Below are 25,180 nucleotides of genomic sequence, written 5' to 3'. Positions count from 1 at the left end.
TGCCAACCACACAACGCCCGCCCCCCCTGCAAAACCACCAGCCAGGGCCTGTTTATATCCCTTTTCGGGTCATGAGAGCCAGATATTCCGTCCCCGCCCCATGGCCGGGCAACCACGTCATATTCATGACTTTCACGAGCAATCAAACCTGTCTTACACGCTCCCTTCAAGGATTTTCAACCTACTTGGCACTATCCAAGCTCATCATTATTTGCTACGGGTCCGGGGTCTTTTCTAAGAGGACACAAGCCTTGCGGTAAGGGAAGATTACCGTGATGGCGACCTTTCCCTCCCTTGTTCACCCCAACCATGGACCTCCTGCTTATGGACCGAACCAGACGCCACTTTCGTATTTGTCTGACACGTACCATGCCCCGTCTCACGGTACTCCTGCCAGTCCTTGTCTTTTTTCTTGCTGGTTGTGCCGCTGTCGGCCCCGACTACACACCGCCCCAAACGGACATGCCGTCCGCCTGGCATACCCCTCTTGATCCGGCCCTGGAGACCAGGGAACACCTGGTTCTGGAATGGTGGAAATTGTATAACGATCCCTTGCTGACCAGATTGATCACCGAAGCTGCCACAGGCAATCTGGGCCTCAAGGAGGCTGTGGCTCGGGTGGATGAGGCCAGGGCTCAACTCGGCATCGCCCTGGGTGAGGAAGTTCCGTCCCTGGATGCCGATGCCGGTATCACCCGTTACAGGACCAGCAAAAACAACTATGGGCTGGGCAAAACCGATACCCTGTATGCACCAGGAGTCTCAGCCAGCTGGGAAGTCGATCTGTTCGGGCGCATCCGCCGTTCCGTGGAAGCAGCAGGAGCCGAATTCCAGGCAACCCGAGAAGATCGCACCGATGTGATGATCTCCCTGTACGCCCAGGTGGCCCGGACCTATCTGAATATTCGTACCTATCAGGCACGGCTGGCCGCTGCCGACGCAAACATCGCATCCCAGAAACAGGTTCTGGGTTTGACCCGTTCCAAATTCAAATACGGACTGGCAACAAGCCTGGACGTGGCCCAGGCCGAACGGGTCCTGGCCAGCTCCGAGGCCACGATTCCGCCCCTGCGTATTGAATTATCCAAAAGCATTAACACCATGGCCGTACTTTTGGGGCGTCAGCCCGGTGCGCTGTATGATACACTGAGCATTCCCAAGGACATCCCCCTGCCTCCCCAAAAGGCCACTCTGGGCATGCCCGCGGATCTCCTCAGGCAACGCCCCGACATCCGCCGGGCCGAACGGCAGCTGGCCGCCCAGACCGCACGTATCGGTGTGGCCAAGGCAGATCTCTATCCGAGCCTCTCCCTGACCGGATCCTTTGGCTATGAATCCGTGAACACCAACGACCTGTTCGAACCGGCCAGCAATGTGTTCGCCTTTGGACCATCCCTGCGCTGGAACATTTTTTCCGCCAACCGCATTCGCAACCGGGTCAAGGCCCAGGATGCCGTGGCCCGGCAGTACATGCTCCGCTATGAAAGCACGGTGCTCAATGCCCTCAACGAAGTGGAAAACGCCTTGCGTGCCTATATCGAAGACCGGGTACGTCTGGAGGCCCTGTCCCGGGCCGTGGACGCGGCCCGAAGGTCGGTAACCCTGTCCACCCAGTTGTACAAACAGGGACTGGTCAATTTCCAGGACGTCCTGGATGCCCAGCGGGACCAGTTCTCCCTGGAAAACGAACTGGCCTCGGCCAGGGGCAGCAGCGCGGCCAATTTCGTCAACCTGTACGCGGCCCTGGGCGGCGGGTGGAACCCGGACGACCCCGAGGCCCTCTTGCCCACCCTCAAGGAAACCGTCTTTGAGTAGGCAGGAAAAAGGATACACGACACCCGCTTTTCCCGGGCACAGCGCACTTCCCACCCACCACCGCGCACGTTTTCAACAACAAGGAGTACCCCATGCATAACGACCACAACCACCACCGCACCTGTTTCGCTGTAGCCCTGCTGGGCATCGCTCTTTTTCTTGCAGCCGGCTGCAAGAAAAAGGAAAACACCTATGTGCCCCCGCCACCGGCAAGCGTTACCGTGAGCAAACCCCTGGTCCAGACTGTGACCAACTACGCCGAATTCACCGGAACCACCGAGGCCCAGCAATCCGTTGAAATCCGGCCCCGGGTGGAGGGGTATCTGGAAAAAATCCTGTTTACCCCCAGCTCATACGTCAACAAGGGTGATCTCCTGTTCGTCATTGATCCTCGTCCCTATGAAGCCAAGCTCAGGGAAGCCCAGGCAGAACTGATGGTGCGCAAGGCGGAACTGGATCTGGCCAAGGCCACCCTGATCCGCAAGGAAAATGCCTACAAGGACAGAGCGGTCAGTGAAGTGGACGTGATCGAGGCCAGGGCCAAGAAGGAACAGGCCCAGGCCCAGGTGGAAAGTGCCAAGGCCAGTGTGGAAACCGCCAGGCTGAACCTCAATTACACCCATATCAAGGCGCCCATCAGCGGACGCATTGACCGCAGTCTGGTGGACAAGGGCAACCTGGTGGGCGCGGGCACCCCCACCCTGCTGGCCACCATTGTTGATGATGATCCCATGTACGCCTACTTCACGGTCAGCGAGCGGGATCTGCTGTACTATCAGGAACACTGCAAGACCGAAACCTTTTCCCTGAACACCGAACAAAAGGCCTTTCTCGGCCTCGCCAATCAACCCGACTATCCCACCCAGGGACATATCGACTATATTGACAACCGCCTGCAATCCACTTCGGGAACCATGCAGGTCAGGGCTGTATTCGACAACGCCAACCACTGGCTTCTTCCCGGCCTGTTCGCCCGCATCCGGGTTCCCCTGGGTCAGGTGGAAGGCGCTCTTTTGATTCCTGATCTTGCTCTGGGAGTGGATCAGCAGGGGGAGTATGTCCTGGTTGTGGATAAGGACAACAAGGTGGAATACCGTTCCGTGACCACGGGAACCCTGGTCCACGGCATGCGGGTGATCACCAAGGGCATCGGACCGGACGACCGGGTCATCGTCAAGGGAGTGCAAAAGGCCCGCCCCGGGGCAACGGTCAATCCCACGGAAGTCAAGCCGGATACGCTGGTCAAGACATCCGCCCCATCAGAAGCCGCATAAGGAGCCCCCATGTTCAGCCGTTTTTTCATCAACCGCCCCATTTTTGCGGCCGTGATCTCCATTGTGATCATCATCGCCGGACTGGTGACCCTGCGCTCGCTGCCCGTGGCCCAGTATCCGGAGATAGCCCCCCCGACCATTTCGGTCTCCACCAACTATCCCGGGGCCAACGCCCAGGTTCTGTCGGAAACCGTGGCTCAGCCCATTGAAGAGCAGGTCAACGGGGTAGAGGGCATGATCTACATGTCCTCCACCTGTGCCAACAACGGGGACTATTCCCTGACCGTGTCCTTTGACATCGGCACGGATCTGGACATGGCCCAGGTCCTGGTCCAGAACCGGGTCAGTCAGGCCACGGCCCTGCTTCCCGAAGCCGTGCAAAGCATGGGCGTGACCACCCAAAAACAATCCACCAACATTCTGCTTTTTGCCACCCTGACCTCGCCCAACAACACCTTTGAACCCCTGTACCTGAGCAACTATGCCACCCTGCGCATCAAGGACGAACTTTCCAGGATCGACGGGGTGGGTTCGGTATCGGTTTTCGGGGCGGGCGATTACAGCATGCGCATCTGGCTCAACCCCAACAAGCTCAAGGCCCGTGGCCTCACCACCACCGACGTGCTCAACGCCATTAACGAGCAGAACGTCCAGGTGGCCGCAGGGCAGATCGGCCAGCCCCCGGCGCCCCAGGACCAGGATTTCCAGTATTCCATAACCGTCAAGGGCAGGCTGACCGACGTCAAACAGTTCGAATCCATCATCGTCAAGACCTTGCCCGGCGGAGCCATGGTCCGCCTCCGGGACATTGCCCGGGTGGAACTGGGTGCCCAGACCTACGACCTGGCCAGCCAGGCCAATGGCATCCCCACGGCCGCCATTGCCGTGTATCAACAGCCCGGCGCCAATGCCCTGGACGTGGCCAAGGAGGTCAAGGCCCGACTGGAGGAACTCAAGCAGAGTTTTCCCAATGATCTGGAGTACTCCATCCCCTTTGACACCACGGAATTCGTGAACGCGTCCATTGACGAGGTTGTGGAGACCATCTTCATTGCCATTGTCCTCGTGTTCATTGTCATCCTGGTTTTTTTGCAGGACTGGCGGGCCACCCTGATCCCGGCGGCAACCATTCCCGTGTCCCTCATCGGCACCTTTGCCGTCATGGCGGGATTGGGAGTGAGCATCAACATGCTTTCCCTGTTCGGCATTGTTCTGGTCATCGGCATTGTGGTGGATGACGCCATTGTTGTGGTTGAAAACGCCACCCGCAACATGGACGACCTCCGCCTCCCGCCCAAGGAGGCGACCATCAGGGCCATGAACGAGGTCACCGGGCCCATCATTGCAACCACATTGGTCCTTTTGGCCGTGTTTGTACCCACGGCCTTTCTGGGCGGCATCACCGGCGCCCTGTACCGCCAGTTCGCGTTGACCATTGCCACGGCCACGGTATTCAGTGCCCTCAACGCCCTCACCCTTTCTCCGGCCCTGTGTGCCATCATCCTCAGGCCCACCTCAACGCACCACAACATCTTTGCCCGGGCGTTCAACTGGACCTTTGACAGATTCCAGAAAGGCTACGGGGCCATGGTTTCGACCATGGTCCGACGAGGCTTCCTCGTCATGATCCTCTTTGCCGGGCTGACCGGAGCCGCAGCCTGGGGATTTCTCCAACTGCCAACGGGATTTGTGCCCTCGGAAGACCAGGGGTACGCCATGGTCAGTGTCCAGCTTCCTGACGCTGCCTCCCAGAAACGGACACTTGGGGTCATTGAAACCCTGAACAAGAAAATCGCCCAGCTTCCCGGGGTACGCAGCTGGATCTCCGTGCCCGGCTATTCCCTCCTCGACGGAGCTGTGGCCTCCAATGCGGCCACCATCTGGGTGGTTTTCGATTCCTGGGACGAGCGCCTTCCCAAGGGACTGGACGTCAAGGCCATGATCGGCCAGCTCTGGCAGATCGCAGGCACCATCCAGGAAGCCAGCGTATTTGCCTTCTCGCCTCCGGCAATCATGGGCCTTGGTCAGGCCGGGGGATTTGAAATGAAGATCCAGGACAAGGGAGATGTGGGGCTGACCGCACTGCAGCAGATGACCCAGGACATCGCCCTGGCCGCCAACGGGCAGTCCACCCTTTCCCAGGTCTATTCCACCTTCAGGGCCAACACGCCCCAGCTGTTTACCGACGTGGACAGAACCCAGACCAAAAGCCTGGGCATTCCCCTGTCCGATGTTTTCAACACCTTGCAGGCCAATCTGGGATCAAAATATGTTAACGATTTCAACATATTCGGAAGATCCTACCAGGTTCGCCTCCAGGCTGATGCCCGGTTTCGCACCAAGGTGGAAGACATCAAGAAGCTCGAGGTCCGGAACAAGGACGGGGACATGATCCCCCTGGGCACCGTGGTTTCGGTGCACAAAACCCTCGGCCCCCAGCTGATCACCCGGTACAACATGTACCCAACGGCCACCCTGAACGGCCAGGGTGCTCCCGGTGTGAGTTCGGGTCAGGCCATGACCATGATGGAAAACATCGCCCAGGCCAAACTGCCCACGTCCATGGGCTATGCGTGGTCGGGCATGTCCTACCAGGAAAAGGTGGCCGGATCGGCCACCATGGTTATCTTTGCCCTGGCCATCATCTTTGTCTATCTGGTCCTGTGCGCCCAGTACGAGAGCTGGACCCTTCCCCTGACCATCATCCTCTCGGTTCCCCTGGCCCTGATCGGAACGGTCATTGCCGTGTACATCCGGAACATGGACGTGAATGTGTACACCCAGATAGGTATTGTCCTGCTCATTGCCCTGGCCTGCAAAACAGCCATTCTCATTTCGGAATTTGCCAAGGAAGGACACGAGTCGGGTCAGGGAATCGTGGAGGCGGCCCTGGAAGCGGCCAGGCTGCGCTTTCGTCCCATCCTCATGACGGCCTTTGCCTTTATTCTGGGCGTGTTCCCCCTGGTCATTGCCACGGGCGCGGGAGCGGCCAGCCGCCAGGCATTGGGCACGGCCGTGTTTGCCGGCATGATCTCGGCCACATTCCTGATGATCTTTTTCGTACCGGTCTTCTACGTGGTCATCCAGGGCATGAGTGAACGATTCTGGAAACGAAAACACGTTCCGATCATGCAGCACAACAAGCCCAGCCACGACGTTGACGAACTCTGAAAAAGAGGAGAGCTTCCCCTGGGAAGAAAGGAAACATGATACCAAGAATGCCGGGAACTGCATGGTGCAGTTCCCGGCATTCTTTTGCGCAGCAGGCTCTGCCCGCCCTACCTGTTGGAAAACAGACCCGCCGGATTCAAAGCCATCAATAAATTGTCTGTCTACCAGCTTACCGGTTCATAAGCTGCCCCAAGACACGTCTTTACACACCGTCATATCCTGTAGTGTGTCGTGTCTATCCTGTACCAGGCAACAATCCTTTCCCCATTGACAACTGTCTCCCACCCGGCGTAGCACCATGTCACTTATTCTCAGGGCGGGGTGCAATTCCCCACCGGCGGTATCCCGGTTTTTCCGGGGAGCCCGCGAGCGCTTCCTGACGGCAGGAAGGTCAGCAGACCCGGTGAGAGGCCGGGGCCGACGGTGACAGTCCGGATGAAAGAGGATGAGACAGCTTCAACGCGCCACGGTTTTTCGCGGCGTCTCTTCTTGATGCCCTTGCGGCTCCTGTCTTTTCTTTCGCCCTGATTCTGGTACCCCATACATCCAAGGAGACCTACCATGAATCAGTCCCTTCTCGACCAGTTTGGTTCCCCCATTCAACGTGTGCAAGCGGCCCTTGAAGCCCTTCGGTCCGGGCAAGGCGTGCTTGTCACGGACGACGAGGACCGCGAAAACGAAGGCGATCTCATTTTTGCGGCCGAATCCCTGACCCAGCCCCAGATGGCCATGCTCATCCGGGAATGCAGCGGCATTGTCTGCCTGTGCATGCCCGAAGAAAAAATCCGCCGGTTGAACCTGCCCATGATGGTGGACAAGAACGAAAGCGCCTACAACACCGCGTTTACCGTATCCATTGAAGCGGCCCAGGGAGTGACCACCGGCGTGTCCGCAGCCGACCGGATCACCACCATCCAGGCGGCCATTGCCGACGACGCCACCAGGGAATCCATCCACTCCCCCGGCCATGTCTTCCCCCTCAAGGCCTGCCCGGGCGGTGTTCTGGAACGTCGCGGTCACACCGAGGCCACGGTTGACCTCATGCGGCTGGCCGGTCTCAAACCCTATGGTGTCCTGTGCGAAGTGACCAACCCCGACGGAACCATGGCCCGGCTTCCGGAAATCGTGGCCATTGCCAACAACCACGGCCTGCCGGTCCTTACGGTGGAAGATATTGTCACATACCGCCAAACCGTCCAGGAAGGGGCTGCCTAGGCGCCTGCCTTTCGATATTCCGTTTCAAACCAACAGGGCTCCTCACCTGTACTCAACAGCACAAAGGGGCGGTTCACCCTGAACCGCCCCTTTGTGCTTGCCAGACACACCGCCACAGGCCTTGCAAACACGGGTTGGCACCTACCGCTCATTCCAGAGGCTGGTTTGATTCCTTGCCGGCTTTGGGGTACGTGCGTACCCGCCTGTCTCTCCTGTGAAGTCCGGCCGATACCGAGATTCCCACTCACGTCATCCACACGACCATGTTCAAAAACATCCGTATCCAGCTCAACATCCGCCAGAAAATCATCATCGGCATGATCCTGTTTTCCCTCTGCTTCGGAGGAATAGCCGCCCTTTCCTATGCCAATATCGTCAAGGTGGAAAACAAGATCATGCTTGTGGAAAAAGCGGATGATTTCAGTAACGTGATCCTGGAAATCCGACGGCTGGAAAAAAACTATTTTCTGTACGGCAACCCCTCATGCATCAAGGAGAGCCAGACCTACATTCAAAAGGGACTCAAACTGCTCAATTCCCTGTCGGGTTCTCTGCACGCCCAGCGGGATATCGGGACCCGCATTGCGGGTTTGCAGCACGAGCTGGAAAAATACGGTGCGCTCCTTCAGGCCATCTGTGAACAGACCATTCCCCAGGATCAGGTTGAGGCCTTTGCCGCCCAACTGCGTGAAAGCGGGCAGAACCTGGTGGCCCAGTCCAAGGAAATAACCCGGTTTGAACGTAACGACATCGTGCGCATCAATACCACCATCAGGCACAACATCCTCTTATCCATCCTTGTGGCCCTGCTGTTGGTCATTGTCCTCATTGTTTTTGTCACCAAACAGGTCATTGCCCCCCTCAAGCTGGTGGAAGACGCTTCCCGGGCCATTGGGCAGGGAAAATTCACGCCGTTGCAGATTGCCAATACCCATGACGAAATCCAGCGGGTCATCATGGCCTTCAATTCCATGGTCACGGAACTGGAAACCCGACAGAATCAGCTTGTTCAGGCTCGCAAGCTCTCCTCCCTGGGGACATTGACCTCGGGCATTGCCCACCAGCTCAATAACCCCCTGAACAACATCTCCACATCGTGCCAGATCCTTGTGGAAGAATCCAACTCCAAGGACGCAGATCCCTTTGCAGGCAAACTGCTCCACAATATCGAGCAGGAAACCAACCGCGCCCGGGACATTGTCAAGGGACTCCTGGAATTCTCCAGGCATCAGGAATTTTCCATCGCCCCCACCAGACTGCACGAAACCGTGGAAACGGCCATCAAACTCATTTCCAGTCAACTCCCCTCAAACATTTCCCTTGTGCACCACATCCCCCGGGACATGCGTCTGCTCCTTGACCGCCAGCGCATGCACGAGGTGTTTCTGAACATGATCATGAACGCCATTCAGGCCATAGAACCGGACACGGGCACCATTACCATCAAGGCCGAAGCCCGGAACGATCGGGCCCTCATCACTGTCTGCGATACAGGCTCGGGCGTTTCACCGGAACATCTGGACCGCATCTTTGATCCCTTTTATACCACCAAGGATGTGGGCAACGGCACGGGCCTGGGCCTTTCTGTTGCCTACGGCATCATCAAGAAGCACAACGGCACCATAAGCGTCACCAGTACGCCTGGTCAGGGCACCTGCTTTCTCATCAACCTGCCCATGGCCCAAACCGACAGCACCGGCGCTGCCAAAGATACCGCCCATGAACAGCACACGCATCCTCATCGTTGACGATGAAGCCATAGCCCGGGAAAATCTCTGCCATGCCCTTGGCAAGGACGGCCATGTCACGGATGTGGCCTCTTCAGGCGAACAGGCTTTGAAGCTGCTGCGCAACAACGACTATGATCTTGTCATCTCGGATCTCAAGATGCCGGGCATCTCGGGCATAGCCCTGCTCGAGCAGGTACGCACCCTGAGCCCCACCACCGAGATGATTCTCATTACCGGCTATTCTTCCGTGAGCACGGCGGTGGAAGCCATGCGCAAGGGAGCCTATACCTACATCGAGAAACCCATCAATCTGGACGAGCTCCGGGTTCATGTGGAGCGGGCCCTGGAAAAAAGGGCTTTGTCGGCCGAGGTCATTGTTCTTCGCCAATCCCTGAAGGCCACCCGGGACCCCCTGCCCATCATCGGACAAAGCCCGGCCATGGCCTCGTTGAAAACCAAAATCCGGCAGGTGGCCCTGATGGGTTGCAACGTGCTCATCCAGGGAGAAACCGGCACGGGCAAGGAGTTGGTGGCCAAGGGCATCCACAAACTGAGCCCGCGCTGCGATGAACGGTTCATGGCCATCAATTGCGGAACCTTTACCGAAGAACTCATGGACAAGGAGCTTTTCGGGCACGAACGCGAGGCCTTCACCGGGGCAGGCAAGGGACAGCCCGGCCTGCTGGAGGTTGCCAACAAGGGAGTGGTTTTTTTCGATGAAGTGGGTGAACTGCCCCTGCACTTGCAGGTCAAGCTCCTCAGGGTCCTTCAGGAGCGGACCTTCATCCGCGTGGGAGGAACCAGGGAAATTTCCCTGGATATCCAGGTGGTGGCAGCGACCAATTGCAACCTGGCCGCCCTGGTGGACAAGGGGGCCTTTCGCCGGGATCTTTTCTATCGTCTCAATGTGGTCACCCTGACCGTGCCCCCGCTGCGGGAACGCAAGGCCGATCTCCCCTTGCTCCTCAATTATTTTCTGGAAAAACACGCCACCAAACAGCACAGGATCACTCGCATCGCCCAGGACACCCTGGAGGCCCTGGAAAACTACAGTTTTCCAGGCAATGTCCGTGAATTGGAAAATATAGTGGAAAGGGCCCTGGCCCTGGGAGCGGGCGAAACATTCACTCCGGACCTCCTGCCCGAGGAAGTGCGCACCCGGTCAGCGTCCCTCCAGGACACGAAAACATCCCACCTCATGACCCTGGAGGAAATGGAGCGCCACTATATTGCTGACATTCTTGCCGCTGTTGGGGGCAACAAGACCCGGGCTGCCGCCATTTTGGGCATCGACCGGGTTTCCTTGTGGCGCAAGCTCAAACGGTTGCACGTTGAAAAGGAATGCGTGTAACCACCATGCACAACGCCCGTTTCCACCATGGCCATGCACGTGAAAACGGGCGTCAGATCCATGGGGCCCACGCCCCCTGCAATTCCCCGGCTAGCTCCCCTCCTGCACCAGAGCCACCTTGGCAAACTCGCCCACCTCGTCAGCCAGCACAATCTCCAGATCCTGCACCACATCGGCATCCAGGGCCTCGATTTCCGCCTTGTTTTTCCGCGGAAAAACAAGCTGTCTGATCCCGGCCTGGGACGCAGCCAGCACCTTTTCCCGGATACCTCCCACGGGCAGGACATCCCCAAGGAGTGTCAATTCACCGCTCACGGCCACATCCTGGCGCACGGCCCGGCCCGTCAACAGGGAAAGCAGGGCCACGAAAATGGTTACTCCTGCCGACGGCCCATCCTTGCTCACCCCTCCGGACGGCAGATGGATATGGATATCCGAAACATCGAAAAATCCCGGATCAATATGGTACATGGCCGCGTTGCTGCGAAGATAGCTGAGGGCCGCCTGGGCTGATTCCCTGAGCACATCTCCCAGGGAACCTGTCAGCAAAAGCTGTTTGCTTCCCTTCATCCTGGCCACTTCCACAAAAATGATTTCTCCACCGGTGGCGGTCCATACAAGGCCCGTGGCCATGCCGACGCGGGGGGCCGAAAGAGCGCGGGTCTGGGTGAACAAAGGCGCCCCCAGCAAGGCAATGATACGCTCTTCATCAAGCACAACCGGAACGTTTGAATCGGCTTCCTGACGGTCCACACGCTGTCGGGCGATCTTGCGACACACATCCGCGATCTTGCGTTCCAGCCCGCGAAGTCCGGCTTCACGGGTATATCCCCTGATCAGGGAACGCACCCCTTCATCGGTCAGCCGGACATCCTGCGTGGTCAAGCCGTGACGCTTGAGCTGGGCAGGGACAAGAAACTGGCGGGCAATGGCCTCTTTTTCCCTGTACGTATAGCTGGAAAATTCGATCACCTCCATGCGGTCAAGCAGAGGTGCGGGCAGATTTTCCGCCATGTTGGCCGTGGCAATGAACATCACCTGGGAAAGATCAAAGGGGATATCCAGATAATGGTCAACAAAGGATGCATTCTGTTCCGGGTCCAGAACTTCCAGAAAAACAGAGACGGCATCTCCCCTGAAATCCTGGATGGTCTTGTCCATTTCATCGAGCATGATCACGGGATTGCGCACTCCGACCTTCTGGATTTCCAGAAGAATCCGCCCGGCCATGGCCCCCACATAGGTCCTGCGATGACCTCGCAGTTCGGCTTCATCCTTGAGACCGGCCAGGGAAAAGCGGACAAATTTGCGTTCCAGCGCCTCGGCAATGGCCCGTCCGATGGATGTCTTGCCCGTACCCGGAGGGCCGGTAAAACAGAGTACCGGACCATGCAGATGCGAGGCCCGTTCCCTGGCCTCCATCAAGGTGCGCACCTGTTCCCGGAGCTTGGTCAGATTGACCGGCTTGCTCAAGTAATGATCCGCGCCCTTTTGCAGGGCCGTAACCGCCGTATCCACCGTGGCATACCCGGTAATCATGATCACACTGGTATCCGGCCATTGTTTCCGGATCGTTCCCAGCAACTGAATGCCGTCCATGCGCTCCATCTTCAGATCCGTGATCACGATGTCCGCAGGCTGCTTATCCATATAATATACGGCCTCAAGTCCGTTTTGTGCCATGGAAACGTCATATCCGTCCTTTTCAAGCACATAGGCCAGATTGGTCCGGGCGATCTCTTCATCATCCACCACAAGGATGGTTGGACGCTGCCTGCCGATCAATGTTTTCACGGCCAGAAATTCCAGAATCCGTTCATGGATGGCATCCAGGCCAAGATGTCGGGATTTGAGAATGGTTGCCGCACGGTTGAGATCCAGGTTGTCCCGGGTGACCGCCTTCCAGGGCAGCGAAAGCAGGAACTCGAGGTAATTGATGCTTATGCCGGACTCCGGTGCAGACCGGTCCATACCGGTTAAACGCTCCCATTCCAGCTGGGCGGTTTCCCTGACCATGGCCGGAAGATCCTGGGCTGTGATGCGATCCCGCAATTCCTGCAGATACCCGGGCATCTCGGGAGCCGGCTGTTCCGCAGACGCAGATTCACAAGCCTCGGATTGTTCAGTGGACGGTGTCTTTTTCTTGAAAAACATGAAGCACCTGCCGTTGGCAAAGAGGTTGGTGGTGTTGCAACCCATCAGGAAACAGCAGCTCCCCGCGTGGTCGATTTCACAAAAAACCCGTAACCACCTACCGTTTTTTGCATGGTCTTGCATGCTTTTTTTCTTCTGCCCACTGTTGCACCGATGCAAAACGCAACATGTTCCTCCGATCCCAGACTTTTTTATATTCTCTTGTTTTTCGACAGCTTAGCCATGCCTTCTCAACGCAAAAACCGTTGCATGTCGCAACAGCCCTTGTGTTCCCTGATTGCACAATAAAAATTATCTTTTATTTTCAAATGGTTAAAGAGAAAAAGAATTTGGCACAATCCTTGGTTTACCCGGGTATGTTCAAAAAAGAACAAGCAGGAGGGAGCCGTTGGTGCACGCCCCATCCAACCTCCCACACCCAAACCAGGAGGGCTCATGGCACTCATGACAGGGATCAGACAAGGTATGGAACGACATTACCGCAATCTGGCCAAAACCAATTGCAACACGTGCGACATGGGCACGTGGACGATCAACAAATCCATTGCCCAAGCACACAACACCTGGGGAGAACAGATGAAAGTATTTTTTGCCAAATTCAAAAAAGACACGGGTGAGTATGCGGCCCGTTCAGCAAACACCGCCCCCACTGCCACCCGCACCGCGTCCGAAAACAACACAGCCCGCACAGGTTCAAAAATCCTTGTCGTGTGCAAAAGCACGACCTTTTCAGAAGAAATGATGCACTATGCCGCCAGTATGGCATCAAGGACCCAAAGCGATATCGTGGCCTTGAGTCTCGATGAAAAGGGCAGTGATTTTGATCAGTTTTGCAAACAGGCCTCGGCCAATGCCGCCGACTTTGCCCGCAAGGCCCAGGAACTGGGTCTCAGATTTTCCCATCTTGTCCTGCACGGCCAGGAAGAAAGCGTCCTGGATTCCCTGTACGCCAAGGATCCCGGGTATCGATACGTCATGGACGATGTGCCCGCCCTGACCGGCAAAGCCCATTCCATCCCCGTGTACAGCAGGGTGTCCCTGCGGGTGGGCTGAAGCAGAAATTTTTCCAGATCACACAACCAGACACAATCAGATCATACAGATGCTTTATGGCGTTTAAGGAAAGTAACACATGACTCCAGAAATCATGCTCGTCATGGCCGTTCTCGTACTGGCCATTTTGATGTTTATTTTTGAATGGGTCCGGGTGGACATCGTGGGCATCATCATGATGGTCCTGCTTCCCCTTTTGGGGCTGGTCACACCCAAGCAGGCCATCAGCGGCCTGAGCAGTAATGCGGTGGTGTCCATCATCGCCGTGATCATTATTGGTGCCGGACTGGACAAAACCGGGGTCATGAATGGCGTGGCCCGGGTCATCCTCAAATTTTCGGGAAAGAGTGAAAACAGGATCATGGCCCTTATTTCCGGGACCGTGGCTTTCATCTCCGGCTTCATGCAGAACATTGGTGCCGCAGCCCTGTTTCTTCCTGCAGCCAAGCGCATCGCCACCCAGACCCGCATTCCCGTAGGACGGATTCTGCTGCCCATGGCCTTTTGCGCCATTATCGGAGGCTGTCTGACCCTGGTGGGTTCCAGCCCCCTTATCCTGCTCAACGACCTCATGATCGTTGGGGGCAAGCATTACGAACCTTTTGGCCTCTTTGGCGTAACCCCGGTGGGCATCTGTCTGGTGGTGGCCGCCATTGTCTACTTCATGTTCTTTGGCCGGTTTATCCTTCCGGTCCGCAAGGCGGATGAAGATGCCGACGGCCCCATGTCCGGCCTCCTTGCTGCGACCTATCAAGGGGTCGGAACCCTTTTTGAACTCCATATCCCCGAAGATTTTACCCGCCAGGAATCGTTGAAAAACATGGATCTTCGCCCCCTGTATTTCACCACGGTGGTGGCCATTGCCAGGGACCAGGGCAAACAGAAACTCTTCGCGCCCTCCCCGCAGGAAGAAATACGCGCCGGCGATCACATCGCCGTTGTGGGACCCCGCGAATACGTGGCATCAATGGCCAGGGATCTCGGGTGGGACCTTCTTCCGGATCTGACCACCTTTGGAGAAGACCTCTCCGGGAACAATGCCGGAATCATGGAGGGAATCCTGACTCCCCGGTCGGAACTGGTGGGGCACACCATGGGCGAATATGGATTCCGTCGCAATTACCAGGTCTCTCCCCTGGCCATCTTTCGCGGGAAAAAAATCTTTGTCAGCGGCCTCACGGACATTGTTCTCCAGGCCGGAGACGCCCTGCTTCTGCACGGACAGTGGAAAATGTTCCATCTGCTCAAGGAAAAACCCGACATGGTCTTTACCGAAGACGTCAAGGGGGAAATCCTGCGTACGGAAAAGGCCAAAATGGCTGTTGCCTGGCTGGTCATCTCCCTGGTCATGATCCTGGGATTCCATGTCCAGCTTTCCATTGCCCTTTTGACCGGAGCCCTGGGCATGGTTCTGACCAAGGTCATGACCATTGACGAGGCCTACCAATCCGTGGACTGGATGACGGTGTTCCTTCTTGGCGGACTCATCCCCCTGGGCATGGCCTTTGAAAACACGGGGGCTGCCAAATTTATCGCCGATTCCATCATGGGCGCCCTGGGCACCCCCACCCCCATGCTCCTTATGCTGGTGATCGCCCTGTTGACCTCGTTCTTCACCCTGGTGGCCTCCAATGTGGGCGCAACCGTGCTCCTGGTGCCCCTGGCCATGAACATGGCCCTGCGGGCCGGAGCCGACCCCCGCATTGCCGCCCTGACCGTGGCTGTAGCCGCATCCAATACCTTTGTGCTGCCCACCCACCAGGTCAACGCCCTGGTCATGCGTCCCGGAGGGTTCAGGACCATCGACTATGTTCGGGCCGGAACAGGCATGACCGCCCTGTATCTGGTGGTCATGCTCGGAGCCCTGGCCTTTTTTTACGGACTCTAACCCTAGTAGAGGGAACAACATCCTCCCTATGGTTCGCCGGTTTGATGCCTCGGCCGGCCTGCATCGCTTCGGAGCCACGTCCCGCACACATCGACCTCACAACCTCCGCATTCCTCTGCACCGTCGCCACACCCAAGGGACACGGCCAAAGCAAAACAGGAACGGGCGGTCCACCAGTGACCGCCCGTTCCTGTTCTTTTTGCATCCAGTCAGTTTCATTTCACCGAAGCAAACACCTTTTGCAGCAGTTTTGATCCCTGACCCATGGGATCCTGGCGCAAGGCAGCCTCGTTTTCGGCCATGACGGCGAACAACCCGTCCAGGGCCTTTTCCGTGACATAGTCGTCGATATTGCCCATGCTCATCCCGCCCAGACCGGCCATTCCCTTGGCCTTGTCCTGCATGGTCTTGAGATACTTGGTCACGTTGACACTGTCCGTGGCCTCCTTGACCAGAGGCGAAAATTCCTTGGTCAACTGTTCCCCGGTATGTTCCTTGAAATACATGGTGGCGGCATCGTCCTTGCCATTGAGGATCTTCCGGGCATCCTCCAGACTCATGGCCTTGACCGCATCCACAAAAAGAGGAGTGGCCTTGGGAACAGCCTTTTCAGCAGCCCGGTTCATGCTGACCACAAAATCCTTGACCAGCTGATCCTGTCCCGTGCTTTCAAGCCCCTTGGCCACCATGGACAGATAGCCGGGAACAGGGATGAACACCTTGGGGTTTTCAAGAAAACCATTCTGGCGTCCCAGGGCATCCACGGATCGCTGGGCCGCCGAGGTCAAGGCTTCCTTGAGCCCCATGACGACCTCGTCGTCCGTGGCAGAGGCTCCTCGCGGAGCAGCCGAGACCGATCCCTTGAGAGAATCTGCAACATTGCCAACCGTATCGGTCCATCCCGCCAGGATGGGCGCAGACACGCCCAGGCAGAGCATACCGGCCAGAACAGCCATGACGAGCTTGTTCATACTTTCCCCCGATTGTTAAATGAAAGACGGGTTGTGGCCCTTCAGGAAGGAGCACTGTCCTCCTGATTGCCAACAGGACCTTCCAGACACCCGAAAAACATGCTTAAGCTTTTTTTTTCACAATCATTGCATTCCCCCAAAGAAGACGTATAAGAGTGTTCTGTCCCCAAGACGCCACGTCTTGGGCTTTCCATCTCAACCACTTATCACAAGGGAGGTCTTGTGCTTTTTGTCAGCGCCATCGCCCAGGCAATGGAACGTCACTATAACCACCTCGCAACTTACGGCTGCAACACCTGCAGCGCAGGAACGTGGAGCATCAACAATGCCCGGCATGCCAGCAAGCACGCCCATGGACCAAACGTCCGCTCTGTCCTCGCATTCCTCCGACACCTTCCCCATGGATCCAAGCGGTAACCCGCTTTCTTGCAATCCCCTCCGACAGTAACTCTCTCTTCTTCAGCCATCGGGAGGATCAAAATGGACACAGACAGTGTCTGGTTTTGATTCTCCCTTTTTGGTTTGCCCTACAGCCGGACCAATCCTTCGGCCACCTCCTCAAGGCCCGGACGATCAAGAATGCGTATGCAGGCGCCATTGCCCCTTACAAGCCCCTGGGACTCCATCTTCCTGAGTGTTCGTGAAAGGGTTTCGGGAATGGTTCCCAAATATTTGGAGAGCTCGGTTTTGGACAGATCAAGGGTAAAGGTATCGGTTTGGCCCGCAGCTGCCAGCAAGAGAAAATGACTGGCCAATCGCGCAGGAACCTCCTTGAGACTCAGCTCTTCGACCTTGTTCACAAAGGATCGCAATCGTCTGGAAAGCAGGGCCAGCATCTGCAAGGCGAGATCCGGTTCCCTGGCCAGAAGCTTGCGGAACGCATCCCTTGGGAAAAAAAGCAACCGGGAAGGTTCCAACGTCACGGCCGAAGCGGGAAACCTGTCCCCGGCAAACACCGCCACTTCGCCAAAGGCCTCTCCGGATCCAAACACGTGCAGGATGTGTTCTTTGCCTGAAAAGGATGTCCTGAAAATTTTCACCCTGCCCGTCTTGACCAGATAAAACCCGGTACCCGCATCACCGGCCCAGAAGATGGACTGTCCCTTGGTCACGTGCATCTCCCTGGCAATCTCGGCCAGAAAGGCCAGATACTCTTCCTGCAACCCGCCAAAAAGATCCACTCGCGTGAGAAAATCAATGATAGTTTCAGTATGCATGCCCCCTTTCACCGCAGGGATTGACTCAGGTCAAGGGTTCGCATGATACCAGCGCGTAGAAACAGTCTGTCACACCAGAAAGTTTTTGCTTCATCCATCCTGTATCCCCGTGCCGTCATGCCGACCATCCTTCTGACAATCACAAGCATCGTTCTTCTGGCCGCCCATACCCTCCGTTGGGGGGAAGCCGGCATGGCCGTCTCCCTTGTCCTTTTCGCCACCCTCATGGGGACCAGACGACAATGGGTTCGTCTGGCAGCCCTGCCGGTACTGGTCTGGGGACTGTTCATCTGGTCCCGGACAGGTATCTTTCTGCTGCATTTCCGCATGGCAGCGGATCTTCCCTGGGTACGTCTGGCAGTCATCATGACTGCGGTCATGAGTGTTACCCTGCTGGGGTTGCTCGGCCTGGCCATGGGACCGGGCCGCCGCTTCTTTGTCCGGCAGCCCCCCCACGACACGGCCCGGGCCGCTGTTTTCATCCTAACGGCCGGTCTTTTGCTCGGCATCCGGCATCTGTCGGCCATCCCCTTGCTGCTGGCCGACAGGTTCATCCCGGGACTCGGTCCCCTGGAAATTTTCGCTCTGGCCCTGTACGCCGTCTGGGTTTGCGGTCGGCTGCTCGAACCCAAAACCCAGGCCTCAACCCGACGAGTTGTCTGGCTGCTCTTTTCCGTGATATTTTTTGCCCAGCTTTTCCTTGGTCTTCTCGGCATGGAAAGTTTTCTGATGACGGGCAAACTCCACCTGCCGGTTCCGGCCCTCATCCTTGCAGGGCCCCTGTTTCGGGGCGAGGGATGGTTCATGCCCATCCTGTTCGGATCAACCCTGCTCATGGTGGGTCCTGCCTGGTGCAGTCACTTGTGCTACATCGGGGCCTGGGACCATTGCATGGCCCAACACAACCGACCCCACCCTCTGCCCGGGTGGACGCGAATCCTGCGCTGGTCCATCCTGGTGCTGGTTGTCCTGACCGCCCTGTTGCTCCGCTTCATGCAGGTTCCCGCTCCTGACGCCGCCATGCTAGCCGGCATGTTCGGCCTGATCGGCATCGGGATCATGATCCTTGTTTCCCGCAGGATGGGGACCATGGTCCACTGCACCACCTTTTGTCCCATTGGCATTCTTGGCAATTATCTGGGCAAACTGGCACCCTGGAGAATGCGCATTGCCAGCTCCTGCACACGCTGCACAACATGTTTTCGAGCATGTAGGTACAATGCCCTGGACCTGAGCGCCCTCAGCCAGGGCAAACCGCACACCACCTGCACCCTGTGCGGGGACTGTGCGAGCGCATGCCCACACGGGGCGCTGACTTTTTCAGCCCCCCTCATGAGACCGGCAAGGGCCAGACAACTCTTCATGATCGTGGTGACCACCCTGCACACCCTTTTCCTCGGCGTGGCCAGGATATGAAACACCAAACATCCTCATACGCTTCCCAACAGCTCCTGCCCGCCCCAGACCTCCAGCAATCATACAAAAAAGGGTTACATGAGTTCATATCATGCAACCCTTTTCATCCCACTTTTGTCTGCATTCAGTCCGGAATCATTACCGGGACAACAACATCAGGACTTTTTGCCTTTCCGGAACAGCACAAAAGGAAGTCCGCCTGCCAAAAGGAAAAGGGCACCCGGCACCGGAGTGGGGCTCATCCCCGACACCTTGACGATCATATCATTGTAATCGGGCTCCATCTTCTTGCCATGCTTTCCCCTTTCCTGAGGCCCGTAGTTATGCTGCGGGTCTCCCATCATCATGTCTTCCCAATAGAGATAGTACTTGCCATGTTTCCAGGAAGTCTTCATGTAATCCATGCCGTTGTTGTCATGGCCTGCCATGGGATCGCTCAGGAAAATGCCGCCATTTTCTCCTGCACTGGAATCCAGATAAAAACCAAACGCATTTGTTAATGAGAACCCTGCACTTGCCAGCATGTCCCCTGTCAAGGTTGCCTTGGCTCCCGGTCCTTGCTCTCCCGAAAAAATTTCATAAAACAGAGGATGACCTTCCGAAGTTCCCAACTGATAGATTCCAAAGGTATTGATCGGCGCATAGCTGGCGTATTCCGCCTTCAGGCAAAAGGTTGCCTCACCGGAATCATCAAGTGTCCAATAGGAATCATAAGGAACAACAATGGACGCATGAACCGTCGAACACAAAAACAACACGCAACTTGCCACCACCAATTGCAACAGACATTTTTGCATACAATCCTCCTTTCGGGTTTGAGATGGAAAATGCTTTCACCATCCTCCCCATAGAAAAAGTATGCCAAAAAAAAGGCCTTGTCTTTCTTGATCTTTTTTCACCAGAATATATTTTTTCCGGCTCTTCCAGACACCTGAACACTGCTTGCTGACTTTTCCGGGACCCCCCAAACCATCCACAAAGACGCTGCATCATATGGACGGTCGGCAATCACCCGTTCCGGGCCTTCCAATCGACCAGGAGACAGAACAATGCATGTACACGACAAGGTTTTCGAACCAACGCCCTTGGAGCTTGCGCAGCACATGGACCACACCCTGTTGCGACCGGATGCCACCCATGCGGACATCCTTCATGCGTGTGAACAGTCCATGGCCTACCGGTTCATTGGCTTGTGCATAAACCCGTGTTATGTCACCCTGGCATCCCGGGCATTGCAGGGCTCGTCTGTCCGGGTGATCTCGGTGATCGGATTCCCTCTGGGGGCGCAGACTCCGTACGGCAAGGCTATGGAGACCCAAAAGGCCCTTGAAAACGGCGCACGAGAAATCGACATGGTCATCCACCTCGGGGCCCTCAAAAGCAGAGAATACAAGGTGGTTCAAGAGGATATTGCAACCATTGCCGGATTCTGCCACCAGGAGCAGGCCCTGCTCAAAGTGATCATTGAAACCTGTCTGCTCACGGACGAGGAAAAACGGATTGCCTGTGACCTGTGCGTGGCCGGAGGGGCGGACATGGTCAAGACCTCCACGGGATTTGGCGCGTTTGGCGCAACAATTGAAGATGTCCGATTGCTCCATGAGCTGGTTGCTCCAAACGGTCTGGGGGTCAAGGCGTCCGGCGGGATCAGAATCCTTGATGACGCCTTGTCCATGCTGCAGGCAGGGGCCGTTCGACTGGGTACGAGCAGCGGGGTGGCCATTGTCCGGGAATTGCATCAAAGGATGCAGGCACAACACACCCCTTGAAAAACCGGTTTACATCTGCTGTTTTTGACTTGCATCAAGGCTTCCTCCCGGCAAACACCCTATACCGGCATCACAACATCAACACCGATTCCAGGGAGTGCCTCATGCAAACAATCCGAAAAATCATAGAAATCGATGAAGAACTGTGCGATGGTTGCGGACAATGCGTACCCAACTGCGCCGAAGGTTCCATTCAAATCATAAACGGCAAGGCCAAAGTGGTTGCCGACAACCTGTGTGACGGCCTGGGAGCCTGTCTGGGACATTGCCCCCGGGGAGCCCTGAGCATTGTGGAACGGCCAGCGGACGCATTCGATCCCGAGGCAGTGGAACGATTCCTGGCTGCCAAGGCAACACCTCAGGCAAAAACACCGTCCCAATGTCCCTCGGCCCGGATGCAGACCTTGCAGCCCTGTCCCGCTGACAGTCCCGGGAGCTCGGCAGGAGGCTCGGCCCTGTCCCACTGGCCGGTGCAGATCCGGCTGGTTCCTGCACAGGCACCCTTTCTCAAGGACGCTGACCTGCTCGTGACTGCAGACTGCGCCGCCCTTGCCAGTCCCACCTTTCATGCCGACTATCTCCAGGGGAAAGTGGTTATGATGGGATGTCCCAAATTCGACGACACATCCCTGTATCTTGACAAATTCATCGAAATCTTCAGGAACAATCCGCCCCGCTCCATCACGGTCCTGCGCATGGAAGTCCCCTGTTGCGGAGGCCTGCCGGGCCTGATCCAGGCAGCCCTGGAAAAAACCAGGGCCGACATCCCCGTCTCCATCGTCACCCTGTCCACGTCGGGCAGGGAAGTACAGCCTTTGTAAACGCGCAGCCGGAACCGCCTGGCACCTTGTGACCACCCACCGCATCCGGCCAAAGGGTGCGGCTTTATCCTTCAACCATCGGGAGGAACCCATGAAAATGATCAATTTGTTCGAGGAGGGAAGCTTCAACGAGATAGCCTTCAAGACCCTGCTGGTCCACGACTCCGAAAACTTCAAGATCCTCAATTTCAACTTCAAGGCTGGCCAGGACCTTCCGGTTCACTCCCATGACATTGACGGCGAAGTAAGCATTGTTGTCCTGGAAGGAACAGGAGTCTTCCTGGCTGCCGATGACAAAACCCTTCCGGCCAGGCCCGGCGACGTCCTGGTTTGTCCCATCAAAACGCCCCATGGCGTTCGGGCAACCACCGATATGCGGGTTCTCGTGACCATAGCCCCGCCCATCTGATGGCCCTGCACCAAGACCATATGCAAACAGGCCGTTTTCCCAAGGGGAAACGGCCTGTTTGCATATTTGTGGCAAGATCAGTCAGGCATCAATAAACCAGCTGCAGCCAGGACTCTCTATTGGCTGGTCAACCACCCTTGCCCTGCAAAAGGGCCAGCAGCTTGAGGGCACCCTGGTGGGTCGGGTCCCTGTCCAAAACCATGCGAACATACTTGTCTGATTCGGCCATCTGCCTGACATGAAAATAAATACGGGCAAGGTTGAAGGGTACGCTGATATCGACGTTCAGAAGATCAGGATTCTTGTCCAAGGCCATGGTGGCATGCTCAAGGGCCTTGAAATACATTTTGCCCTGCAGATAGGCCATGGCCAGGTTGTAGAACAAGCCGGCATTGTCCGGATCGACCTTCAAAGCTTTTACATAATAGTTGATCGCCTGCTTCCATTTCCCCTGTTTGCGAAGATGCCGGCCGATTTCATTAAACATCCACATATCCTGAATGGAAAAATCATCCGATTTCAAGGTCATGGCCTCATTCATGTACCCGATACCCAGCTCGGGATCAATGGCCATAACCTTCTGCCCCACGTTCATGAGGGTCGCGACAATCTGGTCCCGTGCATGCCTTCGAACAACCGCCACGGCTGCATCAAAATGCTTCCGGGCGCGCACAGCATCTCCTAGGTCCGCACAGATGTCCCCAATGAGAATCTTGCGCTGGTGATTCAGGGGCGACAACCTGTCCAGTCTTTCAAGGACTGCGATGCGTGCCTCACGATCATTGATTTCAGCATACAGGTCAGCCAGCCGCTCAAGGGGCTCAAGGTACATCCTGGCCTTGCTTGCAGCCTGTTTATACCTGGCTTCCGCCTCATCATACCGCTTGGCCTTGCGGGCCATGTCGCCCAAAAGGATATTGGCAATGGAGCTTTCGGGATTGACCTCAAAAATGCGGTCAATGTGTGATTGGGCCGCATCCGTATCACCTTTGGCAATAGCCTCTGCTGCCTTGTCGACCAATTCCCTCAGGTTGTTGGGTTTGATGGTATAGACGATTTTCTTGATAATGGAATTGACAGAAACAGGCTTGATAATGATGTTGTCGGCGCCCATCTCGTGAAACAGGCAAAGAACATCACGATTCAGTTCCGAACTCAGACAGATTATCCAAACCTTCTCCCCCAAAGCCTCCTTGATTTGCCGGAAATACATCGTGTTGTTTACTTCGCCCATGGAAGCCTCCACCAGCAGGACAAGCTTGTGAAAGCGCTTGAGCATGGTATGCATACGGCGGACATAATGTGTTGCACGCGTCTCGCAGTACATGCAGTCCTTGGGCATGCCCAGGGTCTTAATCAATCCTTTGAAAATACGCACAAACGTCGTATCACCGCTGACAAGAAGAAACCCACCGGCCTGGTCCACAAAACTGCGAATGGTTTGATCCAGAACTTCCCGCTTACCCAACAAATACAACTCCTTCTTATTCTTGTGTTAACGCCTTTAAGGACGAAATGCCGGCACGTCTTCATACATTCTGCAAGCCGTGGTATCGGCACCGGATTCCCTGACGCAATGATCCTTGAGGTCATTAAGAAGTCGCCTGGCAGGGACGTGACCATGATCATTGATACAGGCAATCTTCGCGTATTGGGAAGCTTCTGAATATTGCCCGAGCTTATAATATATCATACAGATATTATAAGGGATATCAGCATCAAGATTGAGAAGCTCCGGATAATGCTCCAGGGCCGCTTCAATATACTCCCGAGCCTTCTGATACTGCTCACCCTGAAAATAGGCCATGGCAAGATTATACGCCAGTCCCCAATCGTCAGGAACAATCTCCATGGCCCTCTTATAGTATGTGACGGCATCCTTCCATTGTCCCCTCTTGCGCAACACGCCACCGATTTCGGTGAACATCCAAAGATCACTGGCACGCAAATCATCGGCCTTAAGCTCAAGGGCCTCCTTCATGTAAGCGAGACTGCGTTGAGCATCTACGCCCTTGAGCTTGGTGCCCACTTGCATTCTGGAATAGCTGATCATCTCCCTGGCCTGCATACCGACCAATTGAAGAGCCTCCTCGTAACAGGCAACACACTGCCCGGCCTTTCCGAGTTTGGCATAGACATCGCCAAGGGCTATTTTGCGTTCAAAATTGAGTGGAGAAATCTTATCCATTAATTTCAATATACTAAGCTGTTCTGTCAAACGACCGAGTTCACCATACAAATCCACGAGCCGTTCCAGAGGCTGCAAGTGCATCCGGGCGTTTTGCGAAGCCTTGCGATAGCATTGTTCCGCCAGATCAAACTCCTTGTTACGGCGGTGAATATCGCCCAAAAGGATATAGGCAATGGTGCTTTCGGGATTGGCCTTGAGGATCTCCTGGGCAATGACCCGAGCGGTCCGAAAATTGCCGCGAGCAATGGCTTTTTTTGATTTAGCCACTAACGCTCTGAAATTATTTGGCTTAATTGAAAATGCGATCTTCTTGACGATGGTATCGATGGATACGGGCTTGACCATGGTATTGTCGGCACCCAGTTCCCGAAACAGACTGAGAGTATCGCGCCCGCTTTCGTTGCACAGGCAGATGATGGTCACCCGATCATCCAGAATATCCTTGATATGCCGGAAGTACTGCGTATTGTTGCGCCCTTCGAGAGTGGCTTCGATAAAGACGATAACCCGGTTGAAACGATCAAGCATCCTGCGGATTTCCCTGATATAATGCCGGCCCAAGGGATCATGGTGCATGCTTGTGTCAGCCAGTCGCAAAACCTTCATGAAACCTTTGAACATCCGCAAAAACACGTCGTCCTGGCTCACGATCAGGAAACCACCACCATTGTCGACAAAGTACCGTACGATTTGATTAAGGGATTCTCTTTTTTTCATTGCATGCTCACAACAACT

The 25,180-nt window shown here is 56.0% G+C and carries 18 protein-coding genes and 1 riboswitch; of the genes, 12 read left to right on the top strand and 6 right to left on the bottom strand.

Translation table 11 applies throughout. The features are described 5' to 3' along the window. Positions 1-324 precede the first annotated feature (324 nt). From DPF_RS07350 to DPF_RS07325, 6 genes are all read left to right on the top strand, one after another. Entirely contained in the window at positions 325-1,815 is a 1,491-nt protein-coding gene (locus DPF_RS07350) for an efflux transporter outer membrane subunit (protein ID WP_218069966.1), read from the top strand. A gap of 92 nt (positions 1,816-1,907) precedes the next feature. Continuing rightward, the gene (locus DPF_RS07345) at positions 1,908-3,089 is read left to right on the top strand and encodes an efflux RND transporter periplasmic adaptor subunit (RefSeq protein WP_069858496.1); all 1,182 of its coding nucleotides are present in this window, start codon (positions 1,908-1,910) and stop codon (positions 3,087-3,089) included. Between the two features lie 9 nt (positions 3,090-3,098). After that, the gene (locus tag DPF_RS07340; RefSeq protein ID WP_069858495.1) at positions 3,099-6,260 is read left to right on the top strand and encodes an efflux RND transporter permease subunit; all 3,162 of its coding nucleotides are present in this window, start codon (positions 3,099-3,101) and stop codon (positions 6,258-6,260) included. A 303-nt stretch (positions 6,261-6,563) separates the two neighbouring features. Beyond that, positions 6,564-6,711, top strand: a riboswitch (FMN riboswitch). Positions 6,712-6,821: 110 nt separating this feature from the next. After that, the gene (gene ribB, locus DPF_RS07335) at positions 6,822-7,475 is read left to right on the top strand and encodes a 3,4-dihydroxy-2-butanone-4-phosphate synthase (protein ID WP_069858494.1); all 654 of its coding nucleotides are present in this window, start codon (positions 6,822-6,824) and stop codon (positions 7,473-7,475) included. Between the two features lie 263 nt (positions 7,476-7,738). Further along, complete coding sequence (locus DPF_RS07330) at positions 7,739-9,223, top strand: sensor histidine kinase (RefSeq protein ID WP_069858492.1); 1,485 nt, start codon at positions 7,739-7,741, stop codon at positions 9,221-9,223. Next, positions 9,195-10,556, top strand: coding sequence for a sigma-54-dependent transcriptional regulator (locus tag DPF_RS07325; RefSeq protein WP_069858490.1), 1,362 nt, complete (start codon positions 9,195-9,197; stop codon positions 10,554-10,556). Before DPF_RS07330 ends, DPF_RS07325 begins: the two co-directional genes overlap by 29 nt. 90 nt (positions 10,557-10,646) lie before the next feature. Here DPF_RS07325 and DPF_RS07320 read toward each other — a convergent pair whose 3' ends face one another. Beyond that, the gene (locus tag DPF_RS07320) at positions 10,647-12,710 is read right to left on the bottom strand and encodes a S16 family serine protease (protein WP_069858828.1); all 2,064 of its coding nucleotides are present in this window, start codon (positions 12,708-12,710) and stop codon (positions 10,647-10,649) included. Between the two features lie 435 nt (positions 12,711-13,145). Here DPF_RS07320 and DPF_RS07315 point away from each other — a divergent pair, with 435 nt between their 5' ends. Both DPF_RS07315 and DPF_RS07310 read left to right on the top strand, forming a co-directional pair. Then, complete coding sequence (locus DPF_RS07315) at positions 13,146-13,763, top strand: universal stress protein (RefSeq protein ID WP_083254538.1); 618 nt, start codon at positions 13,146-13,148, stop codon at positions 13,761-13,763. Between the two features lie 79 nt (positions 13,764-13,842). Continuing rightward, complete coding sequence (locus tag DPF_RS07310; protein WP_069858488.1) at positions 13,843-15,651, top strand: SLC13 family permease; 1,809 nt, start codon at positions 13,843-13,845, stop codon at positions 15,649-15,651. A 215-nt stretch (positions 15,652-15,866) separates the two neighbouring features. On the opposite strand, the gene DPF_RS07305 is transcribed toward DPF_RS07310, so the two are convergent. Next, positions 15,867-16,622 (bottom strand): DUF4197 domain-containing protein, encoded by a 756-nt coding sequence (locus DPF_RS07305; protein WP_083254537.1) that lies wholly within the window; start codon positions 16,620-16,622, stop codon positions 15,867-15,869. 527 nt (positions 16,623-17,149) lie between these two features. Then, on the bottom strand, positions 17,150-17,839 hold the full coding sequence (locus DPF_RS07295; protein WP_069858484.1) for a Crp/Fnr family transcriptional regulator: 690 nt from the start codon (positions 17,837-17,839) through the stop codon (positions 17,150-17,152). A gap of 42 nt (positions 17,840-17,881) precedes the next feature. On the opposite strand from DPF_RS07295, the gene DPF_RS07290 reads away from it, so the two are divergent. Then, positions 17,882-19,255, top strand: a complete 1,374-nt coding sequence (locus tag DPF_RS07290) for a 4Fe-4S binding protein (protein WP_231702148.1) — start codon at positions 17,882-17,884, stop codon at positions 19,253-19,255. 155 nt (positions 19,256-19,410) lie between these two features. On the opposite strand, the gene DPF_RS07285 is transcribed toward DPF_RS07290, so the two are convergent. Beyond that, positions 19,411-20,052, bottom strand: coding sequence for a hypothetical protein (locus DPF_RS07285; RefSeq protein ID WP_069858483.1), 642 nt, complete (start codon positions 20,050-20,052; stop codon positions 19,411-19,413). A gap of 252 nt (positions 20,053-20,304) precedes the next feature. Between DPF_RS07285 and deoC the strand changes: the two genes are divergently transcribed. From deoC to DPF_RS07270, 3 genes are all read left to right on the top strand, one after another. Beyond that, positions 20,305-21,024, top strand: coding sequence for a deoxyribose-phosphate aldolase (deoC, locus tag DPF_RS07280; protein WP_069858481.1), 720 nt, complete (start codon positions 20,305-20,307; stop codon positions 21,022-21,024). 104 nt (positions 21,025-21,128) lie between these two features. After that, on the top strand, positions 21,129-21,845 hold the full coding sequence (locus DPF_RS07275; RefSeq protein WP_069858820.1) for an ATP-binding protein: 717 nt from the start codon (positions 21,129-21,131) through the stop codon (positions 21,843-21,845). Positions 21,846-21,936: 91 nt separating this feature from the next. Next, positions 21,937-22,254 (top strand): cupin domain-containing protein, encoded by a 318-nt coding sequence (locus DPF_RS07270; RefSeq protein WP_069858479.1) that lies wholly within the window; start codon positions 21,937-21,939, stop codon positions 22,252-22,254. A gap of 127 nt (positions 22,255-22,381) precedes the next feature. Here the strand turns inward: DPF_RS07270 and DPF_RS07265 are convergent, their stop codons facing one another. Both DPF_RS07265 and DPF_RS07260 read right to left on the bottom strand, forming a co-directional pair. Beyond that, on the bottom strand, positions 22,382-23,725 hold the full coding sequence (locus tag DPF_RS07265; protein WP_069858477.1) for a tetratricopeptide repeat protein: 1,344 nt from the start codon (positions 23,723-23,725) through the stop codon (positions 22,382-22,384). 33 nt (positions 23,726-23,758) lie between these two features. Next, positions 23,759-25,162: a tetratricopeptide repeat protein gene (locus tag DPF_RS07260; protein WP_069858475.1), complete on the bottom strand. Its 1,404-nt coding sequence runs from the start codon at positions 25,160-25,162 to the stop codon at positions 23,759-23,761. Positions 25,163-25,180: the final 18 nt, after the last annotated feature.

The sequence above is a fragment of the Desulfoplanes formicivorans genome (assembly GCF_001748225.1).
Lineage (GTDB): Bacteria > Desulfobacterota > Desulfovibrionia > Desulfovibrionales > Desulfomicrobiaceae > Desulfoplanes > Desulfoplanes formicivorans.
The sequence above is the reverse complement of the archived record's forward strand: the minus strand, read 5'-3'. Positions and strand labels throughout refer to the sequence as shown.